Consider the following 26308-nt stretch of genomic DNA (forward strand, 5'->3'; position numbering starts at 1 on the left):
GGCGCTCCGTGCTGGAATTGCATCTGGCAATCGCTTAGCCTTGGGGGCGAACAAGGTCAACCAAGGCCCACCGATGCGCGACGAGTCGCACCCCTCCCCCATCGTGAACCCGCTGCCTTGGGCGGTGTGGCTGCTGACACTTGGCGTGGCCGGGGTGGAACTGGTGCTCTGGGCCGGCGCGCATGGCTTGGTCAACTGGGCGGGCAGCGCAGGCTGGCGCGCGCAGGCGCTGGTGGCCTTTGGCGTGAATGCCGAATTGCAAGGCTGGATGTGGGAAAGCGGGCGCTACCCGGCGGAAGGGCTGTGGCGCTACCTTGTCTATGGCTTCGTGCATCTGGGGCCGATGCAGGCGGCACTGGTGGTGGTCATCACGGCGGCACTGGGCAAAGCCTGCGCCGAGCGGTTGGGATCGCTCAAGGTGCTGGTGCTGCTTCTGTTGGCGCAAGCGGCGGGCGGCGTGGCTTTCGGGCTGGTCGCGAACCCTGGCGCGTGGCTGATCGGCGGCTACCCGATGATCTTTGCCCTTGCCGGGGCATACGCGGTGCTGATGGGCACGCGGGCGGCGCTATTCATGGCGGGGGTTCTGGTCTTTACGCGGCTGGCGCTTGTTTTTATGGGCGGCGGTGGCTTGGATTGGCTGGCCGACCTGACCGCCATGGCCGTGGGCGCGGCGCTGGCGCGGGTCTTGGATGGCCCGCTGCTTGCGCGGTTGCGCAGGCGTTAGGGCGCGCGTTTGCGGCGCAGGCTGGCCCGAATTTCGGCGGCGCTATAGGCCCCGATCACCTGCCCAAGGCCCAGGTAGACCACGCTGCCAAGGGCGATCAGCGCCAGAAGCGCCAGCGCGCGCCAGCCGGGCAGCGCCAGATAGGGTTCAAGCGCCTGCGCGCAAAGGTAAAGCGCCGCCCCCATCGCGGCAGAGGCGATCACGATCCGCAGCGCCCGGCGGCGCATCTGCGCATCCACCTGCGCGGCCTGCCCCATGGCGCGCGCCCCGCGCCACAACTGCCAGACCATGACCCAAGCGGCAAAGCTCGTGGCCCAAGCGGCGGCAACGAAGCCGATGAACGGCATCAACCCAATGGCGACCGCGGCATTCACGACCATCGACGTCAGCGCGAATTTGAACGGGCGGCGCGTATCCTCGCGCGCGTAGTAAAGCGGTTGCAGCACCTTTTGCATGACGAAAGCGGGCAGGCCCAGCGCATAGACGGCCAAGGCCAGCGCCGTGGCAGCCGTGTCGGCTTCGGTCCAGGCACCGCGGCCGAACAGCACCTCGACAATCGGGGCACCGACCACGGCCAGCGCGACCGCCGATGGCACGGTCAGGAACAGCGAAAACTCCATCCCGCGGTTGAAGCTGTGTTGCCCGCCGCCCGTGTCACCTGCCGCCAGGCGGCGCGACAGCTCTGGCAGCAGGACCACACCCACGGCAATGCCCACCACGCCCAAGGGCAGTTGATATAGCCGGTCCGCGAAATTCAGCCATGAAATCGCGTTCTCTGTAAAGCTGGCGACCTGACGGCCCACCAGAAGATTGATCTGCACCACCCCCCCGGCCAGCACCGCAGGCGCGGCGATGATGGCCAAACGTTTCAGCTCTGGCGTCAGCGTGGGGCGGCGGAAGCGCATGGCAAAGCCCGCGCGCTGCACCGCGATCCACATAAGCGCCAGTTGCGCCACGCCCGCCACCGGCACCGACCACGCCAGAACCGGACCTATCGGCCAGCCCAGCGCGGCGCCGATGGTCATGGCGGTGACAAAGATGATGTTCAACAGAACCGGCGCGGCGGCAGCAGCAGTAAACCGCCCGACCGCGTTCAGCATCCCCGACAGAAGCGCCGTCAGCGAGATGAAGAAGATATAGGGAAAAGCAATGCGGCCGAACTGAACCGCCATGTCGAACCGGGCGTCTTGGGCGAAGCCTGCCGCCATGGCCCAGACCAGAACCGGCATGGCAAGCACCGCCACCGCCGAGAACACCGCCAAAAGTGCCGCCATTCCCCAGAACGCATCGCGCGCGAAGCTTTCCGCGCCCGCGCCCGATTGGTATTTCTTGGAAAAGAGCGGCACGAAGGCGAAGTTGAACGCCCCTTCGGCAAAGAAGCGGCGGAACATGTTCGGAAGCGAAAACGCCACGAAAAACGCGTCCGCCACCGCGCCGGGGCCAAGATAGGCGGCGATCATGATGTCGCGGGCAAAGCCAAAGACGCGGCTAAGCAGCGTCCATAACCCAACTGTCAGAAAGCCTTTGACCAGCCGAACCGGTGCTGCGATCGGGGCCATGTCAGGAAACCGCGCGATCCGCGCCCGCCTTGATGGCCGCGCGCAGCTTGCGCTCCAGAGCTTCTTGCTTGGATTTGGCGTGCAGCTTCAGCCCGAACATGTCTTTCACATAGAAGGTATCGACGACCTGCACCCCGTAAGTCGCGATCTGGGCGCTGGCAATAGAGATGTTGTTATCCGCCAGCGTGCGCGCCAGATCGAACAGCAGACCGGGGCGGTCGCGGGTGTCGACCTCTATGATGGTGTAGATTTCAGAGCCTTCATTGTCGAAGCTGATATTGGTCGGCACGCGGAAATCGCGCTCGCGCTTCTTGACCTTGTCGCGACCCTGCAATTCGCGCGCAGCAATCACTTCGCCCGCGAAGGTCCGCTCTATCATCTTGCGCAGGCGCGGCAGGCGGCTTTCCTCGAACGGGTGGCCGTCGGCATCCTGTATCCAGAATACGGCGGTTGCGTAGCCATCCTTGGTTGTATAGGTCCGCGCATCGACAATATTCGCGCCGACCAGCGCCAGCGCGCCGGCGAAACGCGCGAAAATGCCGGGATGGTCGGACAGCACGAAACAGGCGCGCGTTGCGTCGCGGTCGGGTTCGGGGTGCAGGTCCACCCGGATCGTGGCAGGGGTCACATCGCGCAGCAGGCTTGCAAAGACCGCATGGGTCGCGGTCGGCAAGCCTTGCCAATAGGGGTCATAATGGCGGGCAAGCTCGGTGCGGCGGTCGGCAGCGGGCCAATCGGCCAGTGCCGCGCGCAGGGCACGCTTCGCCTCGTCCGAACGATTCTCGCGGTTCAGGTCTTCCAGCCCGTTTTCCAAAGCATTGGCGGTTTCGCGGTATAGCTGGCGCAAAAGCTGCGCTTTCCAGTTGTTCCACGTCCCCGGCCCCACGCCGCGAATGTCGCAGACGGTCAACACGGTCAGCAGGTCCAACCGCTCACGGGTTTTGACCAGCTTTGCGAAATCGCGCACCGTGCGCGGGTCCGAGATGTCGCGCTTTTGCGCGGTGTCGGACATCAGCAGGTGATAGCGCACCAGCCATTCCACGGTTTCACACTCGGCCCGTTTCAGCCCCAGCGCAGGCGCCACGCGCCGCGCGATCTGCGCACCCAGCACCGCATGGTCCTCTGGCCGGCCTTTGCCGATGTCATGCAGCAAAAGCCCGATATACAGCACCCGCCGATTGACGCCTTCGCGCAAGATGCGCGAGGCGATGGGCAGTTCCTCGACCAGTTCCTCGCGCTCGATCTGCGCCAATGTGCTGACGCATTGGATCGTATGCTCATCCACCGTGTAATGATGGTAGACGTTGAACTGCATCATCGCCACGATCGGCTCGAAATCGGGGATGAAGGCCGCGAGCACGCCAAGCTCGTTCATGCGCCGCAATGCGCGTTCGGGATTGCCATGTTTCAGCAGCAGGCGCAGGAAGATGCGCCGCGCTTCCGGCTCGGCCCGCAATTTCGCGTCGATCCGGTGCAGATTGGCCGCGATCAGGCGCATGGCGTTTGGGTGCATCAGGTAGCCCGTGACCAGCGCTTCCTCGAAAATGCGCAGCATGTTCAGCGGGTCGGACAGGAACTCTGCCTCGTCCTCTATGTCCAGCCGGTTTTGCTGCACGCGCAGGCTGTGGCGCATTTTCTTGCGCCGGTTCAGCAGGTGGCGCAGCAATGGCTCGCGCTTGACATGGCGCGCTTCCAGCTCGGTCAGGAAGATGCGGGTCAATTCGCCCACGCGGGTGGCGTTGCGGAAATAGTCCTGCATGAAATGCTCGACCCCGCGCCGCCCGCCATGGTCGGTATAGCCCATGCGCTCGGCCACGCCGACCTGGATGTCGAAGGTCAACTGCTCGACCGCGCGGCCCGCGATATGGTGCATGTGGCAGCGCACCGCCCAGAGGAAGGTTTCGGCGGCGCGGAAAGCCTCGTATTCCTCGGGCCGGAAGAACCCCAGGCGCACCAATTCGCGCGCCTGATCGACCTCGTGGATGTATTTCGCGATCCAGTAAAGCGTTTGCAGGTCGCGCAAACCGCCCTTGCCCTCTTTCACATTCGGCTCCAGCAGGTAACGCTGGTTGCCGATCTTGCTCAGGCGGGCGTCGCGCTCGGCCAGTTTCGCCTCGACGAAATCGGCATGGGTCTTGGCGAACAGCTCTGACCACAGCCGCTTGCGCAGGGTCTTGGCCAAGGTCTCGTTTCCATGCAGGAAGCGATGCTCCAGCAAAGCCGTGCGGATGGTGATGTCGTCGCGGCCAAGGCGCAGGCATTCGTCGACGCTGCGGCTGGCATGGCCTACTTTCAGCTTCAGATCCCACAGCACGTAAAGCGTGGATTCGATCACCTGCTCGACCCAGCCCGTGACTTTCCACGGCACAAGGAACAACAGGTCTATGTCGGAATGCGGCGCCATTTCCGCCCGCCCGTAGCCGCCCACGGCCAAGGTGGCGATCCGCTCGCCATCCGACGGGTTGGGGTTTGGGTGCAGATGGGTCTGCACCGCCGTCAGAGCAGTTGTGACGATACAATCGGTCAGCCATGAATTGGCCGCCGTGAAATCGCGCGCATCGCGCGGGTTGGCGCGGTAGACCTCTTCCAGCCGGGTGCGGGCATCGGCCAGCGCCACTTTCAGCACAGACACGATCGCCGTGCGCTTGTCGCGCGCGCTGTCCGCGTCTGCAAGCGCCTCTGCCACCTGCTGCGCCAAGTGATCGGCGGCAAGAATGTCGTCGCGCAGGAACGGGCCAAAGCCTTCGGCCTGCGGGCTCAGGACAGCCGGGTCAGCGGGGCTCACGCTCAGAACCCACCCCCGCCAAAGCTGCGCGGTGCCGGGCTGACCACGACACTGGCCCCATCCCGGATTTCAGCAATCGCAAGCCCGCGTTCGTTCGAGCCATCGGCGCGGAAGCGGAACACGCCCGTCACACCGGCAAAGCCGGACCCTTGCGTGATGCGCGCGGCGCTCAGGGCATCGGCCCCACCCTGACGCAGCAACGCCCCGACCGCGGCAACCGCGTCATACCCCAAGGACGCCACCGGATGCGGGACGCTGCCATTTGCCCCTTGGTAACGCGCCTCGAACTGGCGCGTCAGCGCCGGGTCGGGCAGCGCGAACCAGCCGCCTTGCAAGCCCGAAATCTGCATCGTCGCGGCGGGAATATCCCAGCGCGTCAGCCCCGCATATTGGAAGGTCTGCGGCGACAGCCCGTTTTGCGGCAGCAATTCCGCCAGCATCGGCAGCGCGCCCTCGGACCCGGCAGTGAACAGAATGGTCTGCGCGTTGTTGGCCCGCGCCTGCGCGGTGATCTGCGGCACGGCCTGCACCACGCCCTGCTGCGAGAACGGGTAGCTTTGCACCGCCACCAGTTCGGCAGCCCCGCGCGCCGCGGCTTGGCGCACGGCAGCGGCGGCCACTTCGCCCGCCTGGTTCTGCTCAGAGACCAGCATGACCCGGCCCTTGCCCTGCGCGGCGGCATAGCTCATCAGACGCGCGGCGGTGTTCTCGAACATCGGCCCCAGAAGGAATACATTGCGCGACGCAGCCGAGGGGTTGTTCGAGAAGCTGAGGACATTCACACCGGCTGGCGCAACCGCCGCCCCCACAGCCCGCGCGGCATCGGCGAAAAGCGGGCCGATGATGATCTTGGCCCCCTCGCCCACGGCCTGCTGCGCGACAGCCGCCGCGCGCCCGGCATCGCCCGCTGTCTGGTAGACCCGCAGGTCAAGCTGCACGCCCTGCAAATCGGCCACCGCCAGACGTGCGGCGTTTTCAAGGCTGCGCGCCAGCACGTCGCGCCCCTGGTCGCCAGAGCCGCCGGGCACCAGAAGCGCCACGGTCACGGGGCGGTTCGTGTCGACCGAAGGGCCGCCACCCGCGATGGGGCCAAAGCCGCCTTCGCACCCTGCCAGCACCATCGCCGCCGCGATTGCCGCGATTGCCCTGCGCCGACCAAAGCGGCGCGCCCCCATGAGTTTACCCAACATGTCGCTTGACCCCTGAAAACACCTCTTCCCGCGCGAGACTACGCAAGCCCGCGCTTGAAGTAAACGCCCCTTCCGGGGCACAAGCGACGGGCTGCCCGAACCAGAGAGTGCCCGCCCATGCCCGTCATCGCCCCCGGATTGCACCTGATCGCCACGCCCATCGGCGCAGCGCGCGACATCACGCTGCGCGCGCTGGACCTGCTGGCGGGCTGCGATGTGCTGGCCGCCGAGGACACGCGCAGCTTGCGGCGGCTGATGGAATTGCACGGCGTGGCGCTGAACGGGCGGCGCATCCTGCCCTATCACGACCATAACGGCGCGCAGATGCGCCCGAAACTGCTGGCCGCGATCCGCGAGGGGCAATCGGTGCTGTACGCGTCAGAGGCGGGCACACCGCTGGTGTCAGACCCCGGCTTCGGGCTGGCGCGCGCAGTGATCGACGAAGGGCTGCCGGTGCTGGCCGCGCCCGGTGCCTCGGCGGTGATGGCCGCGCTCTGCGTCGCGGGCCTGCCCAGCGACCGCTTCTGTTTCATGGGCTTTCCACCGGCACAGGCGGGCGCGCGCAAATCCATGCTGACCGAGGCCGCCGCGATCCCCGCGACGTTGCTTTTCTACGAATCCCCGAAACGCATTCACCGTTTGTTAGCGGAATTGTGCGAGATCTTGGGAGCAGACAGGCAGGCGGCGCTCTGCCGCGAATTAACCAAGCTGCACGAAGAGGTCTTGCGCATGAGCCTTGGCGAGCTGACACTCGCAATCGCCGACCGTAGCCTGAAGGGCGAAATCGTGCTGGTCATCGACCGCGCGCCAGACCGCCCGGCAGACGCATCGGCGCTGGATGCGGCGCTTGATCGGGCGTTGCAGGACATGTCCGTGAAGGAAGCGGCGGCGCTGGTCGCCAAGGAACTGAACCTGCCGCGCCGCGAAGTGTATCAAGCGGCCTTGCAAAAAGGGAAAGACGCATGAAACAGGCCCGCAACCATCTGGCAGGTTTGGCCGCCGAAGACAGTGTCTTGCGCGACTATTGCGCCAAGGGCTACCGCCTGCTGGAGCGGCGCTATCGCGGTCAGGGGGGCGAAATCGACCTTGTGCTGGCGCGCGGGCAAGACGTGATCTTCGTCGAGGTCAAGAAAAGCCGCAGCTTCGACGCGGCGCGCCTGCGCTTGGGCGAACGGCAGATCGGGCGCATCTTTGCAGCCGCGTCAGAATTCTTGGGGCGTTTGCCAATGGGCCAGCTGACCGAAACCCGCTTCGATCTGGCACTGGTCAACGACCGTGGCGAAGTTGCGGTCATGGAAAATGCGCTCTGGCCCTGACCCGCGCCATTGCAACAGCGGCCAACCTCGTCCATCTAAAGCCAACAGACAGGCTGGAACAGGACCGAAGACATGGCATTGCGCGTTGCATTTCAGATGGACCCGATCGAGGCGGTCAATATCGACGGGGACAGCAGCTTCCGCATCGCGCTTGAAGCACAGGCGCGCGGGCACGAGGTTTATGTCTACACGCCCGACAAACTGGCCTATCGTGAAGGGCGCGTTCTGGCGCTTGCGCAAAAGGCCGAGCTGCGCCGCGTGAAGGGCGACCATGTCACGCTGGGGCCGGTGACAGAGCTGGACCTGGGCGAGATCGACGTCGTCTGGCTGCGCCAAGACCCGCCCTTCGACATGGGTTACATCACGACCACGCATCTGCTGGACATGATCCATCCGCAAACGCTGGTGGTGAACGACCCGTTCTGGGTGCGCAATTACCCCGAGAAACTGCTGGTTCTGCGCTTCCCGGACCTGACCCCGCCGACGATGATCGCGCGCGATCTGGCCACGATCCGTGCCTTCAAGGCGCAACATGGCGACGTGATCCTGAAACCGCTTTACGGCAATGGCGGCGCCGGCGTGTTCCGGCTGGACCCCAATGACCGCAACCTTGCTTCGCTGCACGAATTGTTCACCGGCATCAACCGCGAGCCGTTGATCGTGCAGAAATACCTGCCCGCCGTCAGCAAGGGCGACAAGCGGGTGATCCTGGTTAACGGGGAACCCATCGGCGCCATCAACCGCGTCCCCGCCGAGGGTGAGACGCGCTCAAACATGCATGTCGGCGGGCGCGCCGAGAAGGTTGAGCTCACCGCCCGCGACCGGGAAATCTGCGCCGCCATCGGCCCGCTCTTGCGCGAGAAGGGGCAGATTTTCGTGGGCATCGACGTGATCGGCGACTGGCTGACGGAAATCAACCTCACCTCGCCCACCGGCCTGCAAGAGCTGGAGCGCTTCGACGGCACCAATGGCGCGGCGCTGATCTGGGAGGCGATCGAGGCCAAGCGCGCGGCGGCATGAGCTGGCAGCTCAAGATCCTGCGTGTCTTTCTGCGGCAGGTCGCGCGCCGCTCGCTCGCGCGCCAGCCCGACAGCGCGGGCGCGCGCCGTTGGTTCGAACGTGGCGCATGGTTGAATGCGCGCGGGCGGCCTTGGCTGCATTTCACGCCTGACGATCTGGGCGGGGTTCCCGCACTCTGGACCGTAAAACCAGACTCCGGCGCGCCCATCATCCTCTATCTGCACGGGGGCGGCTATGTCATGGGCAACCCGCGCACCCATGCGGCGCTTGGGGCTTACCTGAAGCGCAAGGCGGGTCTGGAGGTCTGCCTGCCCGATTACCGCCTTGCCCCCGAACACCCGTTCCCCGCCGCCTTTGACGATGCGCGCGCGGCGTGGCGGGCCTTGATCGCCGCGGGCCATGCGCCCGAGCGCATAATTCTGGGCGGCGATTCGGCAGGCGGCGGGCTGGCGCTGGCGCTTTTGGGCCATCTCTGCGCCACGGGCCAGCCGCGTCCGGCGGGCGTTTTCGCCTTCTCGCCCTTCACGGATATGACGCTTGAAGGCCCATCCATCGTGCAAAACGCGCGCAGTGAAATCCTGTTGCCCATTTCGCGGCTGGAACGGCTGCGCGACCGCGTGCTGCAAGGGGCCGACCCGCGCGATCCGCGCATCTCGCCGCTTTACGGCACATTCCTTGGCGCGCCGCCCGTGCTGATCCAGGTCGCCCGAACCGAAATCCTGCATTCCGATTCCACCCGCATGGTGCAACATCTGCGCGCCCAAGGCGTGACGGTCACGCTACAAGAGCGCGGCAACCTGCCCCATGTCTGGCAATATTTTCACGGCTGGCTGCCAGAGGCGCGCGCCTCGCTGGCAGAGGCCGCAGCCTTCATACGCGCGCAGGCTGGTCCGCCCCCATCAGCCGAAAGCTGATCGCCTCGGCCATATGCGGCGCGCGCACCGTGGCAGAGCCGTCCAGATCGGCAATCGTGCGCGCAACGCGCAGCAAACGGTGATAGCCGCGCGCGCTTAGGCCCAACCTGTCGGCGGCGCGGGTCAGCAGCGCGCGCCCCTCGGCGTCGGGGGCGGCCACCTCTTCCAGCAGCGCGCCTTCGGCATCGGCGTTCACCCGCAGGCCACCATGCCCGGCAAAGCGCGCGGCCTGCGCGCCGCGTGCCCGCGCGACACGCGCCGCCACATCGCGCGACGCTTCTCCGCTTGCAGGCAGATCCAGATCGGCCAGCCCCACGGGCGGCACCTCTACCCGCAAGTCGAAGCGGTCCAGAAGAGGGCCAGAGATGCGGCCCATGTAATCCTCGCCACAGGCGGGCGCACGGGCGCAAGCGCGATGCGCATCGGCGAGGTAGCCGCATTTGCAGGGGTTCGCGGCAGCCACCAGCAGAAAACGGCAAGGATAGCGCACATGGGCATTTGCGCGGGCGACGACCACTTCGCCCGTTTCAATTGGTTGGCGCAGGGTTTCCAGCACTGCGCGCGGGAATTCGGGCAATTCATCCAGAAACAGAACGCCGTTATGCGCCAGTGAGATTTCGCCCGGTTTGGCCCCCTTGCCGCCCCCGACAATCGCCGCGACCGACGCGGTGTGATGCGGCTCGCGGTAGGGGCGCAGCCGCGAAATGCCGCCCTCGTCCAGAATACCGGCGATGGAATGGATCATGGAGGTTTCGAGCGCCTCGGCAGGCGAGAGCGGCGGCAAGATGCCCCCAAGCCGCGCCGCCAGCATGGATTTTCCCGACCCCGGCGGGCCGACCATCAGCATATGGTGGCGGCCTGCCGCGGCAATTTCCAGCGCACGTTTCGCCCGTTCCTGCCCCTTCACATCGAACAGGTCGCGCGCGCCGTCCTCGCCCGTCACCTCGCCGGGTTTGGCGGGCGCAAGCGGCGCTTGGCCGGTGAAATGGCGGATCAGTTGCGACAGCGACTCCGGCGCGATGACGCGGGCGGCCTCGACCCAAGCCGCTTCTGGCCCGCAAGGGGCGGGGCAGATCAGCGCAAAGCCTTCTTCGGCGGCGGCCATGGCGGCGGGCAAGGCGCCCAGCACCGTCACCAGCGCGCCATCCAGCGACAGTTCGCCCAGCGCCACGCTTTGCGCGACCTCTTCCGCCGGAAGAATGTCGAGCGCCGCCAACAACGCCATTGCGATCGGCAGGTCGAAATGAGAGCCTTCCTTCACAATATCGGCCGGCGACAGGTTGACGGTAATGCGCTTGGACGGCAGCGCAATCGACAGCGCCGCCAGCGCCGCGCGCACGCGTTCGCGCGCCTCTGACACCGCCTTGTCGGGCAGGCCAACGATCTGGAACGACGGCAAACCCGGAGAGAGCGCGCATTGCACCTCTATCAAGCGCGCGTCGATTCCTTCGAAGGCTACCGTGAAAGCCCGTGCAACCATGTTTCACCCCGGCTGGTTTGCCAAAGGTTAACGCCAAACTGGTTTCCGATTGGTTAACGCCAGCGACGAAGGCGCGACCGGCTCACATAAGCGTGACACGGGTTTTTTCCGGTCCGCTCGGGGAAAAAGTGAACCAATGAAGTATCTGCTGCGTAACAAGTGCAAACAAACCAACAGCCGGGGGAAACAATGGCACTTGATTTCAGTGACGACCGCAAGTTTTCACGTCAGGCCATGAAAGCGGAATTGCTTGACGCAGAGACCGAGTTGCAACTGGCCTATGCTTGGCGCGACAACCGCGATGAGGCCGCCCTGCACCGGTTGATTACCGCTTATATGCGGTTGGCCATCTCCATGGCTGGCAAGTTCCGCCGCTACGGCGCCCCCATGAACGACCTGATCCAGGAAGCGGGTCTTGGCCTGATGAAGGCCGCCGACAAGTTCGACCCCGATCGCGGCGTGCGGTTCTCGACCTACGCGGTGTGGTGGATCAAGGCGAGCATTCAGGATTACGTCATGCGCAACTGGTCCATGGTGCGCACCGGGTCGACCAGCAGTCAGAAATCGTTGTTCTTCAACCTGCGCCGTGTTCAGGCCAAGTTCGAGCGCGAGGCCATGGCCCGCGGTGAGACATTGGACCCCCACCAGCTGCGCGAGATGGTCGCCCGAGAAGTGGGTGTGCCGCTCCACGATGTCGAGATGATGGAAGGCCGCCTTTCTGGCTCTGACTACTCGCTGAACGCCATGCAGTCGAGCGATGAAGACGGCCGCGAATGGATTGACGTGCTGGAAGATGACAGCGAACAGGCAGCAGTCGGTGTTGAGAACGCGCATGACACCGCGCAGCTTCGCGAATGGCTGCTGACCGCGCTTCAGGGGCTGAGCGAGCGCGAGCGCTTCATCGTGCGCGAACGCAAGCTGCGCGCCGACCCGCGCACGCTGGAATCGTTGGGCGAAGAACTTGGCCTGTCGAAAGAGCGCGTGCGCCAGCTGGAAGCGGCCGCGTTCCAGAAGATGCGCAAAAGCCTTGAAAGCCAGTCCAAGGAAGTGCTGAACTTTCTGGTATGAGATGGGTCATCCTTTGCGCCGCGCTGGCCTTGCCAGCGCAGGCAAGTGAAATCGCGCCGGACGGGTTGGACAACCTGCCCGGCGCGGATGTCTATTTCCTTGGCGAAGTGCACGACCACGAGGGCCACCATCTGAACCAAGCCCGCGCGATCCGCACGATCGACCCCGCCGCCATGGTGTTCGAAATGCTGACAGAGGCGCAGGCAACGGCCGCGCCCGCGTCATGGGACAGCGCCGAGGATCTGGGCGCGGCTTTGGAATGGGCGGGCAATGGCTGGCCCGATTTCGCGATGTATTTCCCGATCTTCGAAGCCGCCCCAGATGCCCGCATCTATGGCGCCGCCGTGCCACGCGACGTGGCGCGCGCGGCCTTTGGCCAGCCCTTGGCAGAGGTGTTTGCCGGTGATGCCGCCCGCTTCGGGCTGGACCAGCCGCTTGCGTCAGAGGACCAGACCGCGCGAGAGGCGTTGCAGCAAGCGGCCCACTGCAACGCCCTGCCCGATGAGATGCTGCCGGGCATGGTCGATATTCAACGCCTGCGCGACGCCGAACTGGCGCGCGTGGCGGAATTGGCACTGCGCGACACGGGCGGGCCCGTGGTGGTGATTACCGGAACCGGCCATGTGCGCCGCGACTGGGGTGCGCCCGCAGCCTTGGCCGTGGCCGCGCCAGAGGTCAGCAGCCTGACACTGGGCCAATATGAACTTGCCGCGCCAGAGCCGCCGCTGACCGACCTGTGGATCGTGACCGACGCGGTGGCGCGCGAAGACCCTTGCGCGGCGTTTCAATAGGGCTTTTGCCCGGTCGCGCGACAAGCTATCCCTGTGCAACACCAAGCCAAAGGGGGTCCGATGCTGTCGGGAAAGCGCATATTGGTCACGTCCGGCCCCACGCATGAACCGATTGATCCGGTGCGCTACATCGCCAACCGCTCGTCCGGCGCGCAGGGCACGGCGATTGCAACGGCCTTGCGTGATTTGGGGGCGGATGTGGTTTTCGTGACCGGCCCCGCGCAGGTGCCCGCGCCCGTGGGGGTAACGGTCGTTCGCGTGGAAACGGCATTGCAAATGTTGGACGCGGTCGAGGCGGCACTGCCCGTGGACGCCGCTGTCATGGCCGCCGCCGTGGCCGATTGGCGGGTGGCGAATGCCGCCGGGCAGAAGATGAAGAAAACCGCGCAAGGCTTTCCCGTGCTTGAATTTATAGAGAACCCCGACATCCTGCATACACTGTCGCACCACGCCCGACGACCCGGCCTTGTCGTGGGCTTTGCCGCTGAAACCGAAAAGGTGATCGAACATGCCACCGCAAAACGCGCGCGCAAGGGCTGCGACTGGATCGTGGCCAATGACGTCTCGCCCGCCACGGGTATCATGGGCGGGCAAGAAAACGCGGTGCACCTGATTACCGCGCAAGGGGTCGAAGATTGGCCGCGCATGGCCAAGACAGAAGTCGCCGAACGGCTGGCCCATCGCATCGCGCAGGCGCTGGCATGACCGAAGTGCTGTTCCAATACTTGCCCGGTGCCGACCGCGCCATCCCCCTGCCCGCCTATGCCACCGCAGGGGCAGCCGGGGCCGATATTCGCGCGAACCTTGCGCCCGAGGACCGCGCGCAGGGCTTGCATCTGCCGCCCATGGCGCGGGTGCTGGTGCCCACGGGGCTGGCCTGCGCCATTCCCGACGGGTATGAGATGCAGATCCGTGCGCGCTCTGGCCTTGCGCTGAAACACGGGCTGACGCTGCCCAATGCGCCCGCGACCATCGACAGCGATTATCGCGGGCCTTTGGGCGTGATCTTGCAAAATCTGGGCGATGCGCCCTTCACGGTGGAACACGGAATGCGCATCGCGCAGATCGTGATCGCGCCGGTCGTGCAAGCCCGCTTCTCGCAGGCCGAAACACTGCCCGACACCGCGAGGGGCTCGGGCGGATACGGTTCAACCGGGGTAAGCTGATGGGTCTGGTTCTGTTCCTGATGGCAGGTGTCTGGGGATTGGGTTGGGTGATGAAAACCCCCATCCGCGCGCGCCTGACCATGATCGGGCTGATTTACCTCGCGGTGGTCGTGGCGCAGCTTGTGCTGCCCGCTGGCACGCCCTTGCGCGTGGCCACCGGCGGCGATGTGCGCCCTTGGCTGGTTCTGGGGGGCGTGGTGGCGCTTGGGGCGGCTTATGTCTATGGGCTGAAACGGTTGCGTAAACCCACCGCCCCCACGCCAGAGCCGCAGACCGGCCCCTTCCGAGAGGCCGAGCTGAACCGCTACGCCCGCCATATCGTGCTGCGCGAAGTGGGCGGTAGCGGACAGCGCAAGCTGAAAGACGCCAAAGTGCTGGTCATCGGCGCGGGCGGTCTGGGATCACCTGCGCTGCTGTATCTGGCAGCGGCAGGCGTGGGCACGATTGGTGTGATTGATGATGACACGGTGGACGGGTCGAACCTGCAACGCCAGATCATCCACCGCGACCAGGACATTGGCATGCCCAAGGTGTTCTCTGCGCAGGCCGCGATGCAGGCGCTCAATCCGTTCATCACGGTCAAACCCTATAACCGCCGCCTGACCCCTGACCTGGCGGAAGCGCTCTTCGCCGAATATGACCTGATCCTTGACGGCAGCGACAATTTCGACACGCGCTATCTGGCCAATCGCGCGGCGGTGGCCACGGGCAAGCCGTTGATCTCTGCGGCGATCACGCAATGGGAGGGACAGATCAGCCTGTATCATCCGGCAGGTGGCGCACCCTGCTACGAATGCGTTTTTCCGCAGCGCCCCGCCGAAGGGCTGGCCCCCGCCTGCGCCGAAGCGGGCGTGATTGCCCCCTTGCCCGGCATTGTCGGCAGCCAGATGGCGCTGGAGGCGATCAAAGAGATTACCGGCGCGGGGCAATCGCTGCGCGGGCGGCTGATGCTGCATGATGCGCTTTACGGCGAGAACCGCAGCATGACAGTGGCGCGGCGCGCGGATTGCGCGTGTTGCGGCTCAGGTCAGGGTCAAACGCAGGCGTAAAAAGCCCTTCTTGTCCGCACCCAACACCTCTGGCGCGTAGCCCTCGATCAGGCGCAGATGGTCCAGCGCGGCGGGCGCGGTGCGCAGCACCACGCTTGCGCCCTCTATCGGCAGCAAGCGGAACGGGCTGTCGGCGTCGATGCGCAGCTCATCCTCGCGCTCGATATGCTCGCGCAGCACGTCGCGCACGATATTGGGGTTCTCGAAACAGATGGTGGCAGGTTCGGCACCGGGGAAGCACCCGGCCCCTTGGGCACGGAAAGAATTGGTGCACAGCACGAATTCGGCCTCCGGGTCCAGCGGCGCACCGTTGAAACGCAGGTTGCGAATGCGCGAATGCGCGGGGTCGATCTCTGTCCCGTCAAAGGCGTAACGCGCGGGCTGGGTCAGGTCGATGTCATAATGCAGGCCGTAAATGATCTCGAAATTATAGCCGGGGAAAGCCGGGTTCATCAGCGGCTGATCCTGCACATCGGGATGGATCTGGTTGAAAGCAGAGGCCGACCGCTCCAGCCAGAGCGCGATTTGCGCCCCCGTCAGCCGAGAGGCGGCGACCTTGTTGGGATAGACATAAAGGTCGGCAATGCTGCGCAGCGTCAACTGCCCTGCGGCGATATTGGTGAAATTGCGCGCACCGCCCAAGCCCCCGGCCTTCGACGGTGAGATGGCCGACAAGATCGGCAAATGCGCATGGGCCGCATCCAGACGTTCGGCAACGAAGGATTTTTGCGCCTGTGCCACCAGCGCGGTTGACGCGCTTTTGCCCAGATATACGAAGAAGCTGTTGATCGGCGTCTGGCACTGGCCGATGGGCTGGCGAATACTGGCCAGCACCGCGTCATGCGCACGCTCGACGATCTTGCGCACCTTGGGGCTGCGCATGGGCTGGCTGCGCTCGGCAGCAACCTGCGGGAAATTCATCGACGCGTCACGCAGCGCGCGCGTCTCGACATGATGGTTTACGACGCGCCAGACCCCGCCATCGCGCTGCATGGCAAGGTCGATCACGCCCAGATGAGAGCCGAAAAAGCCGCTCATCACCGCCGGTTTGCCCGCGATCGTGCCGCGCTCGACATCGACCGAGGGGATGTCGGCAAAGGCGCGCGACGGAAACACCTGATGCGTGTGCCCCGACAAAACCACGTCCACGCCCTCTATGCGGGCCAGCGGGATGACCGCGTTTTCCATACCAAGCGTGTGCCGCAACGGGCCAATGCCGGTATGGGCGAGCAAGATCACCAGATCGGCCCCCGCCTCGCGCATCTCGGGCACCCAGGCGCTGACGGATTCGACCATGTCGCGCACTTGCAACCGGCCCTGAAGCTGCTGACGCTCCCATGTCATGATCTGGGGCGGGGCCACGCCCAGCACCCCGATGGTCAGCTCGTGCATCAGCCCGATCCGGTCGCGCACATGGCGCTTGAGCAGACTGTAAGGCTTGACCAGCATCTGGTCGGCACGCGGAGTTGCCCCCAACGCGCGCGCGATATTCGACGACACCACCGAAAAATCGGCGCGCGCCAGCGATTTCTCCAGAAACTCCAGCCCGTAATTGAATTCATGGTTGCCGATGGTGATGGCGTCGTAACGCATGGCGTTCATCGCTTCCATCACCGGATGCAGATCGCCCTCGCGCAAGCCCATGTCATAGGCGAAGTAATCGCCCACCGGCGTGCCTTGCAGGAAATCGCCATTGTCGAACAACAGAGTATTGCCGCTTTCCACCCGCGCACGGTCCACCAGCTCTGCCAACCGCGACAGGCCGAAATCCGGGTTCGGACAATCGGCGTAATAGTCATAGGGGTGAAGGTGGACATGCAGATCCGTCGTCTCCAGAATCCGGAGATCGACTGTCTGCCTTACATCTGCAACCGGCATGAACTGCAGCTTTTCCTGTCCCATGACATGCTTTTTCTGTTTCGTGTCTTTACCAAGTTACAGCCGATATGAGAGAAAAATTTGTCTCGGGCGGCACAAGAATGTGGCAGACCCTGCCACGGCGCCATAAGAACCGGGACGCAACGTAAACATATACAACCCAGAATTGAGCACTGTTTCCAAGCCATGGTAACCCCATACGGGAAACGGCCCCCGCAAGATATGGAAAACAACATGATCCGCCTAGAGATGGCCTTTTCCGGCGCTTGGGACGACCGCGCGGCCCATGAACGCGCCGAAAGCCACGCTTTGCGCCGCGGCAGCGCCGTGCTGCCGCTGTGGCGCGGCAAGACGCAGATCGGGCCGGACGGGCTGGCATGGGTTGCACCAGAAGATGACGCGCTGCGCCACGCGGGCGCGACTTGGCTGTATCTGGGACGTCACGGCGGGCAGGCGCGCTTTGCCGCCGATATTTCCACTTGGGAACCCGACGGGTTGGATACCGCGGCCCTTGCCATGTTCGCGGACCCCAGTGAACAGCATTACCCCGGCGCGGCCGACGATACCCGCTTCGCCGAATTGCGCCTTGCCATGACCAGCCTGACCCCGGCAGAGGCCGCCTTGGCCGCCACCGCGCGCGCTGTGTTCAACTGGCACCGCTCGCACCGTTTCTGTGCCGCCTGCGGGCAAGAAAGCCAGATCGCCATGGGCGGGTGGGAACGTCATTGCCCCGCCTGCGGGGCCAAGCATTTCCCCCGCACCGACCCGGTCGTCATCATGCTGGTCGCGCGCGGCAACAAACTGCTTCTGGGCCGCTCGCATGGCTGGCCAGAAGGGATGTATTCCGCGCTTGCCGGTTTCGTCGAACCCGGAGAGACGCCAGAGGCCGCCGTCGCACGGGAAGTGCGCGAGGAAACCGGCATCACCGTGCAGGACATCCGCTTTCTGGGCGCACAGCCATGGCCCTTCCCCAATTCGCTGATGCTGGGCTATCTGGCGCAAGCCACGGATGACCAGATCACGCTGGATGACGAGCTGGAGGATGCGCTCTGGATCACCCGCGAAGACCTGCTCGCGGTTTTGTCTGGCGAACGCAGCCACCCCAAGCCCGCGCGCAAAGGCTCCATCGCCCATGCGATGATCCGCCACTGGCTGGCCGGGCATGTCTAGCCCGCTCTTGCCTTTTGCCCCTGAAATAAGCAGGTTAAGCAGATGACCGACGCCCCCCTCACGAAGCCCCGCGCCATGCTCTGGAACCTGCCCAATATCCTGACCATCCTGCGGCTTCTGGCGGCACCGGGCGTGGCGATCCTGTTTCTCTATTTCCACCGCCCTTTCGCCGACTGGTTCGCCTTGGCGCTGTTTGGTCTGGCCGCGCTCACCGATTTCTTCGACGGCTACCTCGCACGCGCGTGGAAACAGGAAACTAAGCTGGGTGCCATGCTCGACCCGATTGCCGACAAGGCCATGGTGGTCATCGCCCTTCTGGTCATCACCGGCTATTCCGGCATGGACCCGTGGCTCATCCTGCCCGCCACCGCGATCCTCTTCCGCGAAGTCTTCGTCTCGGGCCTGCGCGAATATCTGGGCGACACGGCCGGGCTTCTCAAGGTCACGAAACTCGCCAAATGGAAAACCACGGCGCAGATGACAGCCATCGCCGTGCTGTTTCTGGCCCTCGGCCTCGACTACACGCGCGAGGCGCATATTCTCAGTGCCGACATAGACCTGCTGGATACGCTTGGCCAGATCGGCACATCGGACCTGTCGGTGATCGACGTGGCCACCTATGATGGCGGGCTTGTGTGGCTGATCGGGCTGGCCCTGATCTGGCTCGCCGCGATCCTGACCCTCATCACGGGCTGGGACTATTTCCGCAAGGCCCTGCCCTTCCTCGGAGCAAAACCATGAAACGCGACATCCTCTATTTCGCATGGCTGCGCGAACGCGTCGGCCTGCCGCGTGAAACCATCGAAACAGATGCTACGACGGTGGCCGAACTCGTGTCCGAACTGGCCGCGCGCGAAGACCGCTACGCGCTGGCCTTCTCGGACCCAGGCGCGCTGCGCGTGGCACTTGACCAGGAATTGACCGATTTCTCCGCCGCTTTGGGCGACGCGCGCGAAATCGCCTTCTTCCCCCCCATGACAGGGGGGTAAGCGCAGCATGATCCCGCTCGATATCCGCGTGCAAGCCGATCCGTTCGACTATGGGCAGGAATGCGGCCGCTTCGCCAAACAGTCCGGGCGCATCGGTGCGGTCGTCACCTTTTGCGGCATCGTGCGCGACACAGAGGCAGGCACGCTGCAACGCATGGAAATCGAACATTATCCCGGCATGACCGAACGCGCGCTCACACAGATCGCCGAACAGGCCGCCGCGCGCTGGGACATCCAGGCCTGCACCATCATCCACCGCCATGGGCCAATGGCCCCGGGCGACGCCATCATGATGGTCGCCACCGCCAGCCCCCACCGCGCCGACGCCTTCGCCGCCGCCGATTTCCTGATGGATTACCTGAAATCCCGCGCGCCGTTCTGGAAAAAGGAAATCACCGATCAAGGCGCAGAATGGGTCGACGCGAAGGACAGCGACGAGGCAGCGCTCTCGCGCTGGTAGCCCTTCATCCTTGCCCAAATATCCTGGGGTGAATGGTCCCGCAGGGACCAGAGGGGCAAAGCCCCTGAAACACACCACCATCATGCAAAAAGGCGGCCCGAAGGCCGCCTTTTTTCAATTTGGTCAAAGCTGGCTCAGCCTTGGGTCGCGCTGTCCACGCTGACCGACACGCCCGGGCCCATGGTCGAGCTCAGGAACACCTTGCGCATATAGGCACCCTTGGCACCCGTGGGCTTTGCCTTGGCGACGGCGTCCACGAAGGCGCGCACGTTCTCGACCAGCTTGGCATCGTCGAAAGACGCCTTGCCAACACCGGCATGGACCACGCCAGCTTTCTCGGCCTTGAACTGGACCTGGCCGCCCTTGGCAGCTTCCACGGCCGCTTTCACGTCCATCGTCACCGTGCCGACCTTGGGGTTTGGCATCAGGTTGCGCGGGCCAAGGATTTTGCCCAGACGGCCCACGATCGGCATCATGTCCGGCGTTGCGATGCAACGGTCGAACTCGATTTTGCCGGACTGGATGGTTTCCATCAGGTCTTCGGCACCCACGATGTCAGCCCCGGCAGCGGTGGCTTCATCGGCTTTCGGGCCGCGCGCGAAAACAGCCACGCGGACGGTCTTGCCGGTGCCATTGGGCAGCGACACGACACCGCGCACCATCTGGTCGGCATGACGCGGGTCAACGCCCAGGTTCATGGCGATCTCGACGGTTTCGTCGAATTTCGCGGTGGCATTCGCCTTGATGAGGCTGACAGCTTCTTCAACGGTCAGATTCTCTTTGCCGGCAAAGGCTTCGCGGGCGGCTTTCACGCGTTTTGCAATTTTGGCCATTGGATTACCCTTTCACCTCGATGCCGATCGACCGGGCGGAACCGGCGATGATCTGCATGGCGCCTTCGATCGTGGTCGCGTTCAGATCCTTCATTTTCGCCTCGGCGATTTCACGGATCTGCTTGGTGGTCACGGTGCCCTGCACGGTGCGGCCCGGCATGGGCGAGCCTTGGGCGCGGTTGCGCTTGCCGACCGGCTTCAGGCCAGCGGCGCGCTTCAGGTACCACGACGCCGGCGGCGTCTTCAGGTCCATGGTGAAGGACTTGTCCTGGTAGTAGGTAATCACGGTCGGAATGGGAGCGCCCGGCTCCAGCTCGGCGGTGCGGGCGTTGAATTCCTTGGTGAACATCATGATGTTGATGCCGCGCTGACCCAGTGCGGGACCAACGGGCGGCGACGGGTTTGCTTTGCCCGCCGGAATTTGCAGCTTCAGCTGCCCAACGACTTTCTTGGCCATCTGGCCTCTCCTTCTTCTCACCTCGCCCTTCGGTCGCGACCGTCGGGCTGCTTGCGGTTTAGTGGTTCGGCGTGACCGGGCGCGCCCGGCTGCCTCCCACGACACTCATGCGTTAGACGTCTTTCGACACCTGCATGAATTCCAGATCGACCGGGGTGGCCCGGCCAAAGATCGACACCATCACCTTCAGGCGGTTGTTGTCGGCATCCACTTCCTCAACCATCCCCGAGAAGCCCTCGAACGGGCCGTCATTGACCTTGACCTGCTCACCCACTTCGAAATGGATCAGGGTTCGCGGGGCTTCCTCGGTTTCCTGAACGCGGTTCAGGATGGCGTTCACTTCATCGTCGCGCATCGGCATGGGTTTGCCATGGGCACCCAGAAAGCCGGTCACGCGGTTGATCGAGTTGATCAAGTGATAACCTTTGGGCGTCATCTCCATGCGGACCAGAACATAGCCCGGCATGAAACGGCGCTCGGTCGTCACTTTCTTGCCGCGGCGCACTTCGATCACTTCCTCGGTCGGCACCAGCACTTCTTCGATCATGTCTTCCATGCCCGCCTCTGCGGCGGCCGTGCGGATGGCTTCCGCGATCTTCTTCTCGAAGTTCGACAAAACGCTTACCGAATACCAGCGCTGGGCCATGATGCTCTTTCCTGTGCCGTGCCGGAGGGCCGCTTTCGCGCCGCGCCACCCGGATGAAATAAAACAGCGCACCGAGTCGGTGCGCCTTTGGATGGTCTGTTACATCCGCCGCGCGAAGGTTTCAAGCCCCTCGCGCAGGTCGGTCCTAGCCAAACATGCCCAGCAGCCCGCCAAGCCCGGTGCGGATCAGCAGATCGACCAGGAAGAAGAACACCGCTGTCAGCGCGGCCAGCGCCAGAACCATCAGCGTGGTGATGACCACTTCGCGGCGCGTGGGCCATGTCACCTTGGCGGTTTCGGCGCGCACCTGCTGCATGAACTGGAATGGGTTTGTCTTGGCCATGGGTCCGCCTGTCTGTCGGGCTATCGGTTGCTTGGCTTGTCACATACGCAGGCAAGGGGCCAGTTTCAAGCAGGTTTCGACCGGCTACGCCCCCGCCGCTGCGGGCAAACGCAAGAAGGTGACATTGGCCATGCTCGCGATCCGGGCGCAATCCTCGGTGTAGCGGTCCAGATCGGCGGCCAGCGCATCCGCGTCGAACGGGGCCGGGCCGGGGTTTTCGTCAGATTTCGGGAACAGCGCGCGCGCTTCGCGGATGACCTCTGTCACGTCGCGGGCGGGATCGGCTTGCAGCACCGCCTGCGCGTGCTCCAGCGCGCGGGCCGAGGTGCCGACAAGGCGCTTGCGTTCAGGCAACTCGAACCCGCGCCCGCGCCCCAGCATATCGTCGAAAACCAGCGGCATGATGGCCGGGTAATCCTCGTAGCACCAGACAACGACGCGGCCCACACCGGGCACAGCGCCCAGACGGCTCACCAGGTCCGACCAGCGCAGCGCGTCGGGTGCGATCTTGGCCAGATAGGTTTCCATCGGATCGAACCGGCCCGCGTTTTGCTGCTGGCCATGCGCCGAGGTCAGAAAGGCCAAGGGTGCGCGGATGGACAGGTAGATCGTGGCGTTCTGACAGCCCACCGCCTGCATCAGCCGCGTCAGGCGCGGCGCAGCCGCCGGGTAGAAACGCGCGCCTTTCGCCACCATGTCCGACCGCGTGGTGCCAAGGATGTTTTCCTCGGACAGAACCAGCTTGCACGCCCGGTTGCGGTGGAACGCGTCCAGAAGCGCGGTTGGCGGCTGAGTGGTTTTGCCCGCAAGGCGCGGCATGGGCAGCTTGCCGCGCAGCAATTCCGGGCCGAAATAGGCCACGCCCTTTTGCCGCAGAATCCCGCGCGCCTTGCTGAACCCGTGCTGCAAATGCGATGTAGCGGTTTTATGCGCGCCGACATGAATGGCCAAGGTCACACCCGGCTTGTCGCCCGCGTCCAGACTGGCAGGGGCGGAGGGGCTCGAACCCCCGACCCTCGGTTTTGGAGACCGATGCTCTACCAACTGAGCTACACCCCTAAGTCTGTGCCGCGATGGGTATGACAGCCCCTTGCCAAGATCAAGAGGGAAATGTGCCCTATGCGGTGTCGATTTCGGCTTGTGCCGCTTCCAGCCGTGCCAGATTGGCCCCGCAGATCGCGACCTCGTGGCGTTCGATCCTCTCTATCGGCCAATCCCACCACGCGATTTCCTGCAAGCGCGCGGCCACATGCGCCGGGAAGCGTTCGCTGATGACCCGCGCGGGGTTGCCTGCCACCACTTGGTAGGGCGGGACCGTGCCGCCGACAACAGCGCCCGCGCCCACGATCACACCGTCGCCAATCCGCGCACCGGGCAGGATGCGCGCGCCCTGCCCGATCCAGACATCATGGCCGATCACGGTGTCAGGCCCCGGCCCCGGCAGGGACGGCGCGCCCTCGAAACGGCCATGGAATATCGCAAAAGGATAGGTCGAAATGCCATCGCGCCGGTGGTTGGCCGACGCGGTGATGAACTGCACCCCATCCGCGATCTGGCAAAATTTGCCGATGACCAGCTTCTCGGGCGAGAATTCGTAAAGGTAAGGGGCCAGATGCGCGGCCCAATCATTGGGCGGATGGTGGGCGCTCGCATAGCTATAGTCCCCGATCTGCCAACGCGGGTGGTCGATGACCGCGCGCAGGAACACGGTCGCGCGATGCACCGTGCCATCGGGCTGCGTGACCGGATAGGCCGTATCGGGAAGCGGAAAACTCATGGCACTCTGCGCGTTGCACCCGACATGGTTAACCGCTTCGTGCCTTTCGGGCAAGCGTAGGTGTGCTCAGGACTTCTTGACGAACCGGGTCAGGATGACGATCCGCTGATCGTTGACACGACCCTCGATATGTTCTGGGTTGTCCTGCACCAACGAGATGCCGCGCACCGCCGTGCCGCGCTTGGCGGTGAAATTCGCGCCCTTCACCGTCAGATCCTTTACCAGCACGACCGTATCGCCCTGCGCCAGCGGCTGGCCGTTGCTGTCACGATGCCCGCTTGCGCCTGCCACGGCGATTGGATGGGCCTGTGCGTGTTCCAGCAGGTCCGGGTCCATCCAGACCGTGTCGAGCAGGTCCGACGCCCAAGCCTCTATGCGCATGGCATGGACCAGCCGATAGGCCGCCACCTGCACGACGGGATCTTCGCTCCAGATGGCAGTTTCCAGGCAGGCCCAATGCGGGTCGGGCGCGATCTGGCCCGCAAGCCCGGCGCCGCAGGTCGCGCAAACGGCAATCTCGCCCAAGGGCGCGATCTGGACCGCCTGAAGCGGGGTTGCATCGGAACACAGCGCGCATTCAGACATGGGGTGTTTCCTTTCGGGGGCTATGGCCTGCGCAAGGCGTTACGCCCCCGCCCCGCACAGCACAAGCCTAGAGCGCCAGAAACCCGCCCGATTGCCGCGCCCAAAGCCGCGCATAAATGCCGCCCTGTTCCAGCAATTCGGCATGGGTGCCGCTTTCGACAACGCGGCCCGCCTCCATCACCACCAGCCGGTCCATGGCGGCAATGGTTGAAAGCCGGTGCGCGATCGCGATCACGGTCTTGCCTTGCATCAAGGTTTCCAGCTGCGACTGAATCGCGGCCTCGACCTCGGAATCCAGCGCCGAGGTTGCTTCGTCCAGCACCAGAATGGGCGCGTCCTTGAGGGCGGCGCGGGCGATGGCGATGCGCTGGCGCTGCCCGCCCGACAGCTTCACCCCCCGCTCGCCCACATGCGCGTCCAGCCCCCGGCGGCCCTTGGCATCTTCCAGCCCCTCGATAAAGGCGCGCGCCTCGGCCAGATCGGCGGCGGCCCAGATCTCGGCATCGGTGGCGTCGGGGCGGCCATAGGCGATATTCTCGCGCACAGAGCGGTGCAACAGGGCCGTGTCCTGTGTGACCACGCCGATGGCGGCGCGCAAGGATTCCTGCGTCACGCCCGAAATGTCCTGTCCGTCGATCAGGATGTGGCCGTGGCTGACATCGTAGAACCGCAACAGCAGGTTCACGAGCGTGGATTTCCCTGCGCCCGAACGCCCCACCAGCCCCAGCTTTTCACCGGGGCGCAAGGTCAGGTCCAGCCCGTCCAGAACGGCGGGCGCGCCCTTCGCGGTCGCGTCGTAATCGAAGCGCACCCCCTCGAAGCGGATTTCGCCCTTGCTCAGCATCAAGGGCGCGGCATCCGGCCTATCGACCACCTTGCGCGGCTGCGACAGTGTCGCCAGCCCGTCGCGCACCGTGCCGATATTTTCAAAGAGCGCCGCGAATTCCCACATCACCCAATGCGACATGTTTCCCAGCCGCAGCGCCAGCGGAATGGCCACGGCCAAAGCCCCCAGCGCCAGATTGCCGTCCAGCCACAACCACAGGCCGATCGCGGTCACGGCCCCAGTCAGCGCCGCGTTCAGCGTGTTCACGGTCATGTCCTGCACCGCGACCAGCCGCATCTGGCGATAGACTGTCTGCAAGAACCCGTCCATGCCCTCGCGGGCAAAGGCCTCTTCGCGGGCCGCGTGGCTGAACAGCTTGACCGTGGCGATATTGGTGTAGCTGTCGACAATACGGCCTGTCATATCAGCGCGAGCATCGGCCTGCTCCTGCGCGACCCGGCCCAAGCGCGGCACGATCACCGACAGCATCGTGCCATAGGCCACCGCCCAGAGCGCGAAAGGCAGCGCCAGCCGCCAATCGAGCGTCGCCGCAAGTGCCAGCGTGCCGATGAAATAGGCAAGGATATAGACCGCCACATCCATCAGCTTCATCACCGTCTCGCGCACGGCCAGGCTGGTCTGCATCAGCCGCGTGGCGATGCGCCCCGCGAATTCGTCCTGAAAGTAGCGCATGGATTGGCCGATCAGCCAGCGATGCCCCATCCAGCGCACCCGCTGCGGGAAATTACCCATCAGCGCCTGATACATGATGAACGCCCCCAGCACGGCAAGGCCCGGAAGTATGAGCAACAACAAAACGCCCATCACCGCCAGCCGGCCGCCTTCCAGCGCGAGGAACTGCTCTGGTCCCAGCTCTGCCATGCGGTCGATCAGCGTGCCCAGATAGCCCAGCAGCACAATTTCAAGCGCGGCGAAGGCGACCGATACGACCGACATCGCCACCAGCCACGGCGCCAAGGGGCGCGCGTAATGCCACAGGAACGCCGAAATGGCGCTGGGCGGCTGGCTGGGCTGCGCGGGCGGATAGGCCGGCACGCGGGATTCGAAGTAACGGAACAATCGCATGGGTCCGGCTATAGCATAAGAAAAGGGCGCGCGGTTGCCCGCGCGCCCTGTAATCTCGTTCGCGGCTACGCGATTACTTGATGATTTTCGAGACGACGCCTGCGCCGACGGTGCGGCCGCCTTCACGGATGGCGAAGCGCAGCTTCTCTTCCATGGCGATGGGCGCGATCAGCTCGACTTCGAACTTCAGGTTGTC

At 64.7% G+C, this 26308-nt stretch carries 26 protein-coding genes, 1 tRNA gene and 2 pseudogenes; 14 read left to right on the plus strand and 15 right to left on the minus strand.

Annotation, left to right across the window (positions count from 1 at the left end):
- Positions 1-73: 73 nt before the first annotated feature.
- Positions 74-724: a rhomboid family intramembrane serine protease gene (locus J1C52_RS08720; protein ID WP_227427541.1), complete on the plus strand. Its 651-nt coding sequence runs from the start codon at positions 74-76 to the stop codon at positions 722-724.
- Here J1C52_RS08720 and murJ read toward each other — a convergent pair.
- Genes murJ through J1C52_RS08735 form a run of 3 tightly spaced genes read right to left on the minus strand, consistent with a single transcriptional unit; the run spans position 721 to position 6258 of the window.
- Positions 721-2283 carry a murein biosynthesis integral membrane protein MurJ gene (gene murJ, locus J1C52_RS08725; protein ID WP_227427542.1) on the minus strand — a complete coding sequence of 521 codons (1563 nt, stop codon included), beginning with the start codon at positions 2281-2283 and terminating at the stop codon, positions 721-723. The genes J1C52_RS08720 and murJ overlap by 4 nt on opposite strands.
- A 1-nt stretch (position 2284) precedes the next feature.
- Entirely contained in the window at positions 2285-5068 is a 2784-nt protein-coding gene (locus tag J1C52_RS08730) for a [protein-PII] uridylyltransferase (protein WP_227427543.1), read from the minus strand.
- A 2-nt stretch (positions 5069-5070) separates the two neighbouring features.
- Complete coding sequence (locus J1C52_RS08735) at positions 5071-6258, minus strand: penicillin-binding protein activator (protein ID WP_227427544.1); 1188 nt, start codon at positions 6256-6258, stop codon at positions 5071-5073.
- Positions 6259-6375: 117 nt separating this feature from the next.
- Between J1C52_RS08735 and rsmI the strand changes: the two genes are divergently transcribed.
- From rsmI to J1C52_RS08755, 4 genes are all read left to right on the plus strand, one after another.
- Complete coding sequence (gene rsmI / locus J1C52_RS08740; protein WP_227427545.1) at positions 6376-7224, plus strand: 16S rRNA (cytidine(1402)-2'-O)-methyltransferase; 849 nt, start codon at positions 6376-6378, stop codon at positions 7222-7224.
- Positions 7221-7574: a YraN family protein gene (locus J1C52_RS08745; protein ID WP_227427546.1), complete on the plus strand. Its 354-nt coding sequence runs from the start codon at positions 7221-7223 to the stop codon at positions 7572-7574. The genes rsmI and J1C52_RS08745 overlap by 4 nt, the downstream gene beginning before the upstream one ends.
- A gap of 72 nt (positions 7575-7646) precedes the next feature.
- Positions 7647-8594 (plus strand): glutathione synthase, encoded by a 948-nt coding sequence (gene gshB, locus J1C52_RS08750; RefSeq protein ID WP_227427547.1) that lies wholly within the window; start codon positions 7647-7649, stop codon positions 8592-8594.
- Positions 8591-9508 (plus strand): alpha/beta hydrolase, encoded by a 918-nt coding sequence (locus J1C52_RS08755; RefSeq protein ID WP_227427548.1) that lies wholly within the window; start codon positions 8591-8593, stop codon positions 9506-9508. The genes gshB and J1C52_RS08755 overlap by 4 nt, the downstream gene beginning before the upstream one ends.
- Here J1C52_RS08755 and J1C52_RS08760 read toward each other — a convergent pair.
- A complete protein-coding gene (locus J1C52_RS08760) occupies positions 9465-10988 on the minus strand; it encodes a YifB family Mg chelatase-like AAA ATPase (protein WP_227427549.1) in 1524 nt (507 codons plus the stop codon). The genes J1C52_RS08755 and J1C52_RS08760 overlap by 44 nt on opposite strands.
- A gap of 189 nt (positions 10989-11177) precedes the next feature.
- Here J1C52_RS08760 and J1C52_RS08765 point away from each other — a divergent pair, with 189 nt between their 5' ends.
- The 5 genes and pseudogenes from J1C52_RS08765 (at position 11178) to J1C52_RS08785 (ending at position 15062) form a co-directional block, all read left to right on the plus strand.
- Positions 11178-12056, plus strand: a complete 879-nt coding sequence (locus J1C52_RS08765) for an RNA polymerase factor sigma-32 (protein ID WP_227427550.1) — start codon at positions 11178-11180, stop codon at positions 12054-12056.
- A complete protein-coding gene (locus J1C52_RS08770; RefSeq protein ID WP_227427551.1) occupies positions 12053-12847 on the plus strand; it encodes a ChaN family lipoprotein in 795 nt (264 codons plus the stop codon). The genes J1C52_RS08765 and J1C52_RS08770 overlap by 4 nt, the downstream gene beginning before the upstream one ends.
- 63 nt (positions 12848-12910) lie before the next feature.
- Positions 12911-13552 (plus strand): annotated as a pseudogene (locus J1C52_RS08775) (phosphopantothenoylcysteine decarboxylase); the annotation flags it as partial.
- Positions 13549-14013 carry a dUTP diphosphatase gene (gene dut / locus J1C52_RS08780; protein WP_227427552.1) on the plus strand — a complete coding sequence of 155 codons (465 nt, stop codon included), beginning with the start codon at positions 13549-13551 and terminating at the stop codon, positions 14011-14013. The pseudogene J1C52_RS08775 and the gene dut, both read left to right, overlap by 4 nt.
- Complete coding sequence (locus J1C52_RS08785; RefSeq protein ID WP_227427553.1) at positions 14013-15062, plus strand: HesA/MoeB/ThiF family protein; 1050 nt, start codon at positions 14013-14015, stop codon at positions 15060-15062. Before dut ends, J1C52_RS08785 begins: the two co-directional genes overlap by 1 nt.
- Here the strand turns inward: J1C52_RS08785 and J1C52_RS08790 are convergent.
- A complete protein-coding gene (locus J1C52_RS08790; protein ID WP_227427554.1) occupies positions 15036-16940 on the minus strand; it encodes a bifunctional 2',3'-cyclic-nucleotide 2'-phosphodiesterase/3'-nucleotidase in 1905 nt (634 codons plus the stop codon). The two genes, J1C52_RS08785 and J1C52_RS08790, sit on opposite strands and share 27 nt — an antisense overlap.
- A gap of 234 nt (positions 16941-17174) precedes the next feature.
- On the opposite strand from J1C52_RS08790, the gene nudC reads away from it, so the two are divergent.
- From nudC to J1C52_RS08810, 4 genes are all read left to right on the plus strand, one after another.
- Positions 17175-18110 carry an NAD(+) diphosphatase gene (nudC, locus tag J1C52_RS08795; RefSeq protein ID WP_227427555.1) on the plus strand — a complete coding sequence of 312 codons (936 nt, stop codon included), beginning with the start codon at positions 17175-17177 and terminating at the stop codon, positions 18108-18110.
- Between the two features lie 75 nt (positions 18111-18185).
- Positions 18186-18851, plus strand: coding sequence for a CDP-diacylglycerol--glycerol-3-phosphate 3-phosphatidyltransferase (gene pgsA, locus J1C52_RS08800; RefSeq protein ID WP_227427583.1), 666 nt, complete (start codon positions 18186-18188; stop codon positions 18849-18851).
- The gene (moaD, locus tag J1C52_RS08805) at positions 18848-19099 is read left to right on the plus strand and encodes a molybdopterin converting factor subunit 1 (RefSeq protein WP_227427556.1); all 252 of its coding nucleotides are present in this window, start codon (positions 18848-18850) and stop codon (positions 19097-19099) included. Before pgsA ends, moaD begins: the two co-directional genes overlap by 4 nt.
- Before the next feature lie 7 nt (positions 19100-19106).
- Positions 19107-19559 (plus strand): molybdenum cofactor biosynthesis protein MoaE, encoded by a 453-nt coding sequence (locus J1C52_RS08810; protein WP_227427557.1) that lies wholly within the window; start codon positions 19107-19109, stop codon positions 19557-19559.
- A 134-nt stretch (positions 19560-19693) separates the two neighbouring features.
- Here J1C52_RS08810 and rplA read toward each other — a convergent pair whose 3' ends face one another.
- The 10 genes and pseudogenes from rplA to tuf all read right to left on the minus strand — a co-directional run.
- Positions 19694-20392 (minus strand): 50S ribosomal protein L1, encoded by a 699-nt coding sequence (gene rplA, locus J1C52_RS08815; protein WP_227427558.1) that lies wholly within the window; start codon positions 20390-20392, stop codon positions 19694-19696.
- 4 nt (positions 20393-20396) lie between these two features.
- A complete protein-coding gene (rplK, locus tag J1C52_RS08820; RefSeq protein ID WP_227427559.1) occupies positions 20397-20849 on the minus strand; it encodes a 50S ribosomal protein L11 in 453 nt (150 codons plus the stop codon).
- 112 nt (positions 20850-20961) lie between these two features.
- Positions 20962-21495, minus strand: a complete 534-nt coding sequence (nusG, locus tag J1C52_RS08825) for a transcription termination/antitermination protein NusG (protein ID WP_227427560.1) — start codon at positions 21493-21495, stop codon at positions 20962-20964.
- A gap of 145 nt (positions 21496-21640) precedes the next feature.
- Positions 21641-21838, minus strand: coding sequence for a preprotein translocase subunit SecE (gene secE / locus J1C52_RS08830; RefSeq protein WP_227427561.1), 198 nt, complete (start codon positions 21836-21838; stop codon positions 21641-21643).
- 84 nt (positions 21839-21922) lie between these two features.
- Positions 21923-22789: a hypothetical protein gene (locus J1C52_RS08835; protein ID WP_227427562.1), complete on the minus strand. Its 867-nt coding sequence runs from the start codon at positions 22787-22789 to the stop codon at positions 21923-21925.
- Positions 22790-22821: 32 nt separating this feature from the next.
- A tRNA-Trp gene (locus J1C52_RS08840) sits at positions 22822-22897 on the minus strand.
- 58 nt (positions 22898-22955) lie between these two features.
- Positions 22956-23615, minus strand: coding sequence for a CatB-related O-acetyltransferase (locus J1C52_RS08845; protein WP_227427563.1), 660 nt, complete (start codon positions 23613-23615; stop codon positions 22956-22958).
- A 66-nt stretch (positions 23616-23681) separates the two neighbouring features.
- The gene (locus tag J1C52_RS08850) at positions 23682-24200 is read right to left on the minus strand and encodes an alkylphosphonate utilization protein (protein WP_227427564.1); all 519 of its coding nucleotides are present in this window, start codon (positions 24198-24200) and stop codon (positions 23682-23684) included.
- Positions 24201-24267: 67 nt separating this feature from the next.
- Positions 24268-26112 (minus strand): ABC transporter ATP-binding protein, encoded by a 1845-nt coding sequence (locus J1C52_RS08855; protein ID WP_227427565.1) that lies wholly within the window; start codon positions 26110-26112, stop codon positions 24268-24270.
- Between the two features lie 73 nt (positions 26113-26185).
- Positions 26186-26308, minus strand: a pseudogene (gene tuf / locus J1C52_RS08860) (elongation factor Tu); the annotation flags it as partial.

Source organism: Roseibaca sp. Y0-43, from assembly GCF_020667835.1.
In the GTDB taxonomy this organism is placed as follows: Bacteria; Pseudomonadota; Alphaproteobacteria; order Rhodobacterales; family Rhodobacteraceae; genus Roseinatronobacter.

Coding starts and splice junctions, on each gene's coding strand:
- J1C52_RS08720 (WP_227427541.1), top strand. CDS start 74: ATGCGCGACGAGTCGCACCCCTCCCCCATCGTGAACCCGCTGCCTTGG.
- murJ (WP_227427542.1), bottom strand. CDS start 2,283: ATGGCCCCGATCGCAGCACCGGTTCGGCTGGTCAAAGGCTTTCTGACA.
- J1C52_RS08735 (WP_227427544.1), bottom strand. CDS start 6,258: ATGTTGGGTAAACTCATGGGGGCGCGCCGCTTTGGTCGGCGCAGGGCA.
- rsmI (WP_227427545.1), top strand. CDS start 6,376: ATGCCCGTCATCGCCCCCGGATTGCACCTGATCGCCACGCCCATCGGC.
- J1C52_RS08745 (WP_227427546.1), top strand. CDS start 7,221: ATGAAACAGGCCCGCAACCATCTGGCAGGTTTGGCCGCCGAAGACAGT.
- gshB (WP_227427547.1), top strand. CDS start 7,647: ATGGCATTGCGCGTTGCATTTCAGATGGACCCGATCGAGGCGGTCAAT.
- J1C52_RS08755 (WP_227427548.1), top strand. CDS start 8,591: ATGAGCTGGCAGCTCAAGATCCTGCGTGTCTTTCTGCGGCAGGTCGCG.
- J1C52_RS08760 (WP_227427549.1), bottom strand. CDS start 10,988: ATGGTTGCACGGGCTTTCACGGTAGCCTTCGAAGGAATCGACGCGCGC.
- J1C52_RS08765 (WP_227427550.1), top strand. CDS start 11,178: ATGGCACTTGATTTCAGTGACGACCGCAAGTTTTCACGTCAGGCCATG.
- J1C52_RS08770 (WP_227427551.1), top strand. CDS start 12,053: ATGAGATGGGTCATCCTTTGCGCCGCGCTGGCCTTGCCAGCGCAGGCA.
- dut (WP_227427552.1), top strand. CDS start 13,549: ATGACCGAAGTGCTGTTCCAATACTTGCCCGGTGCCGACCGCGCCATC.
- J1C52_RS08785 (WP_227427553.1), top strand. CDS start 14,013: ATGGGTCTGGTTCTGTTCCTGATGGCAGGTGTCTGGGGATTGGGTTGG.
- J1C52_RS08790 (WP_227427554.1), bottom strand. CDS start 16,940: ATGCCGGTTGCAGATGTAAGGCAGACAGTCGATCTCCGGATTCTGGAG.
- nudC (WP_227427555.1), top strand. CDS start 17,175: ATGATCCGCCTAGAGATGGCCTTTTCCGGCGCTTGGGACGACCGCGCG.
- pgsA (WP_227427583.1), top strand. CDS start 18,186: ATGCTCTGGAACCTGCCCAATATCCTGACCATCCTGCGGCTTCTGGCG.
- moaD (WP_227427556.1), top strand. CDS start 18,848: ATGAAACGCGACATCCTCTATTTCGCATGGCTGCGCGAACGCGTCGGC.
- J1C52_RS08810 (WP_227427557.1), top strand. CDS start 19,107: ATGATCCCGCTCGATATCCGCGTGCAAGCCGATCCGTTCGACTATGGG.
- rplA (WP_227427558.1), bottom strand. CDS start 20,392: ATGGCCAAAATTGCAAAACGCGTGAAAGCCGCCCGCGAAGCCTTTGCC.
- rplK (WP_227427559.1), bottom strand. CDS start 20,849: ATGGCCAAGAAAGTCGTTGGGCAGCTGAAGCTGCAAATTCCGGCGGGC.
- nusG (WP_227427560.1), bottom strand. CDS start 21,495: ATGGCCCAGCGCTGGTATTCGGTAAGCGTTTTGTCGAACTTCGAGAAG.
- secE (WP_227427561.1), bottom strand. CDS start 21,838: ATGGCCAAGACAAACCCATTCCAGTTCATGCAGCAGGTGCGCGCCGAA.
- J1C52_RS08845 (WP_227427563.1), bottom strand. CDS start 23,615: ATGAGTTTTCCGCTTCCCGATACGGCCTATCCGGTCACGCAGCCCGAT.
- J1C52_RS08850 (WP_227427564.1), bottom strand. CDS start 24,200: ATGTCTGAATGCGCGCTGTGTTCCGATGCAACCCCGCTTCAGGCGGTC.
- J1C52_RS08855 (WP_227427565.1), bottom strand. CDS start 26,112: ATGCGATTGTTCCGTTACTTCGAATCCCGCGTGCCGGCCTATCCGCCC.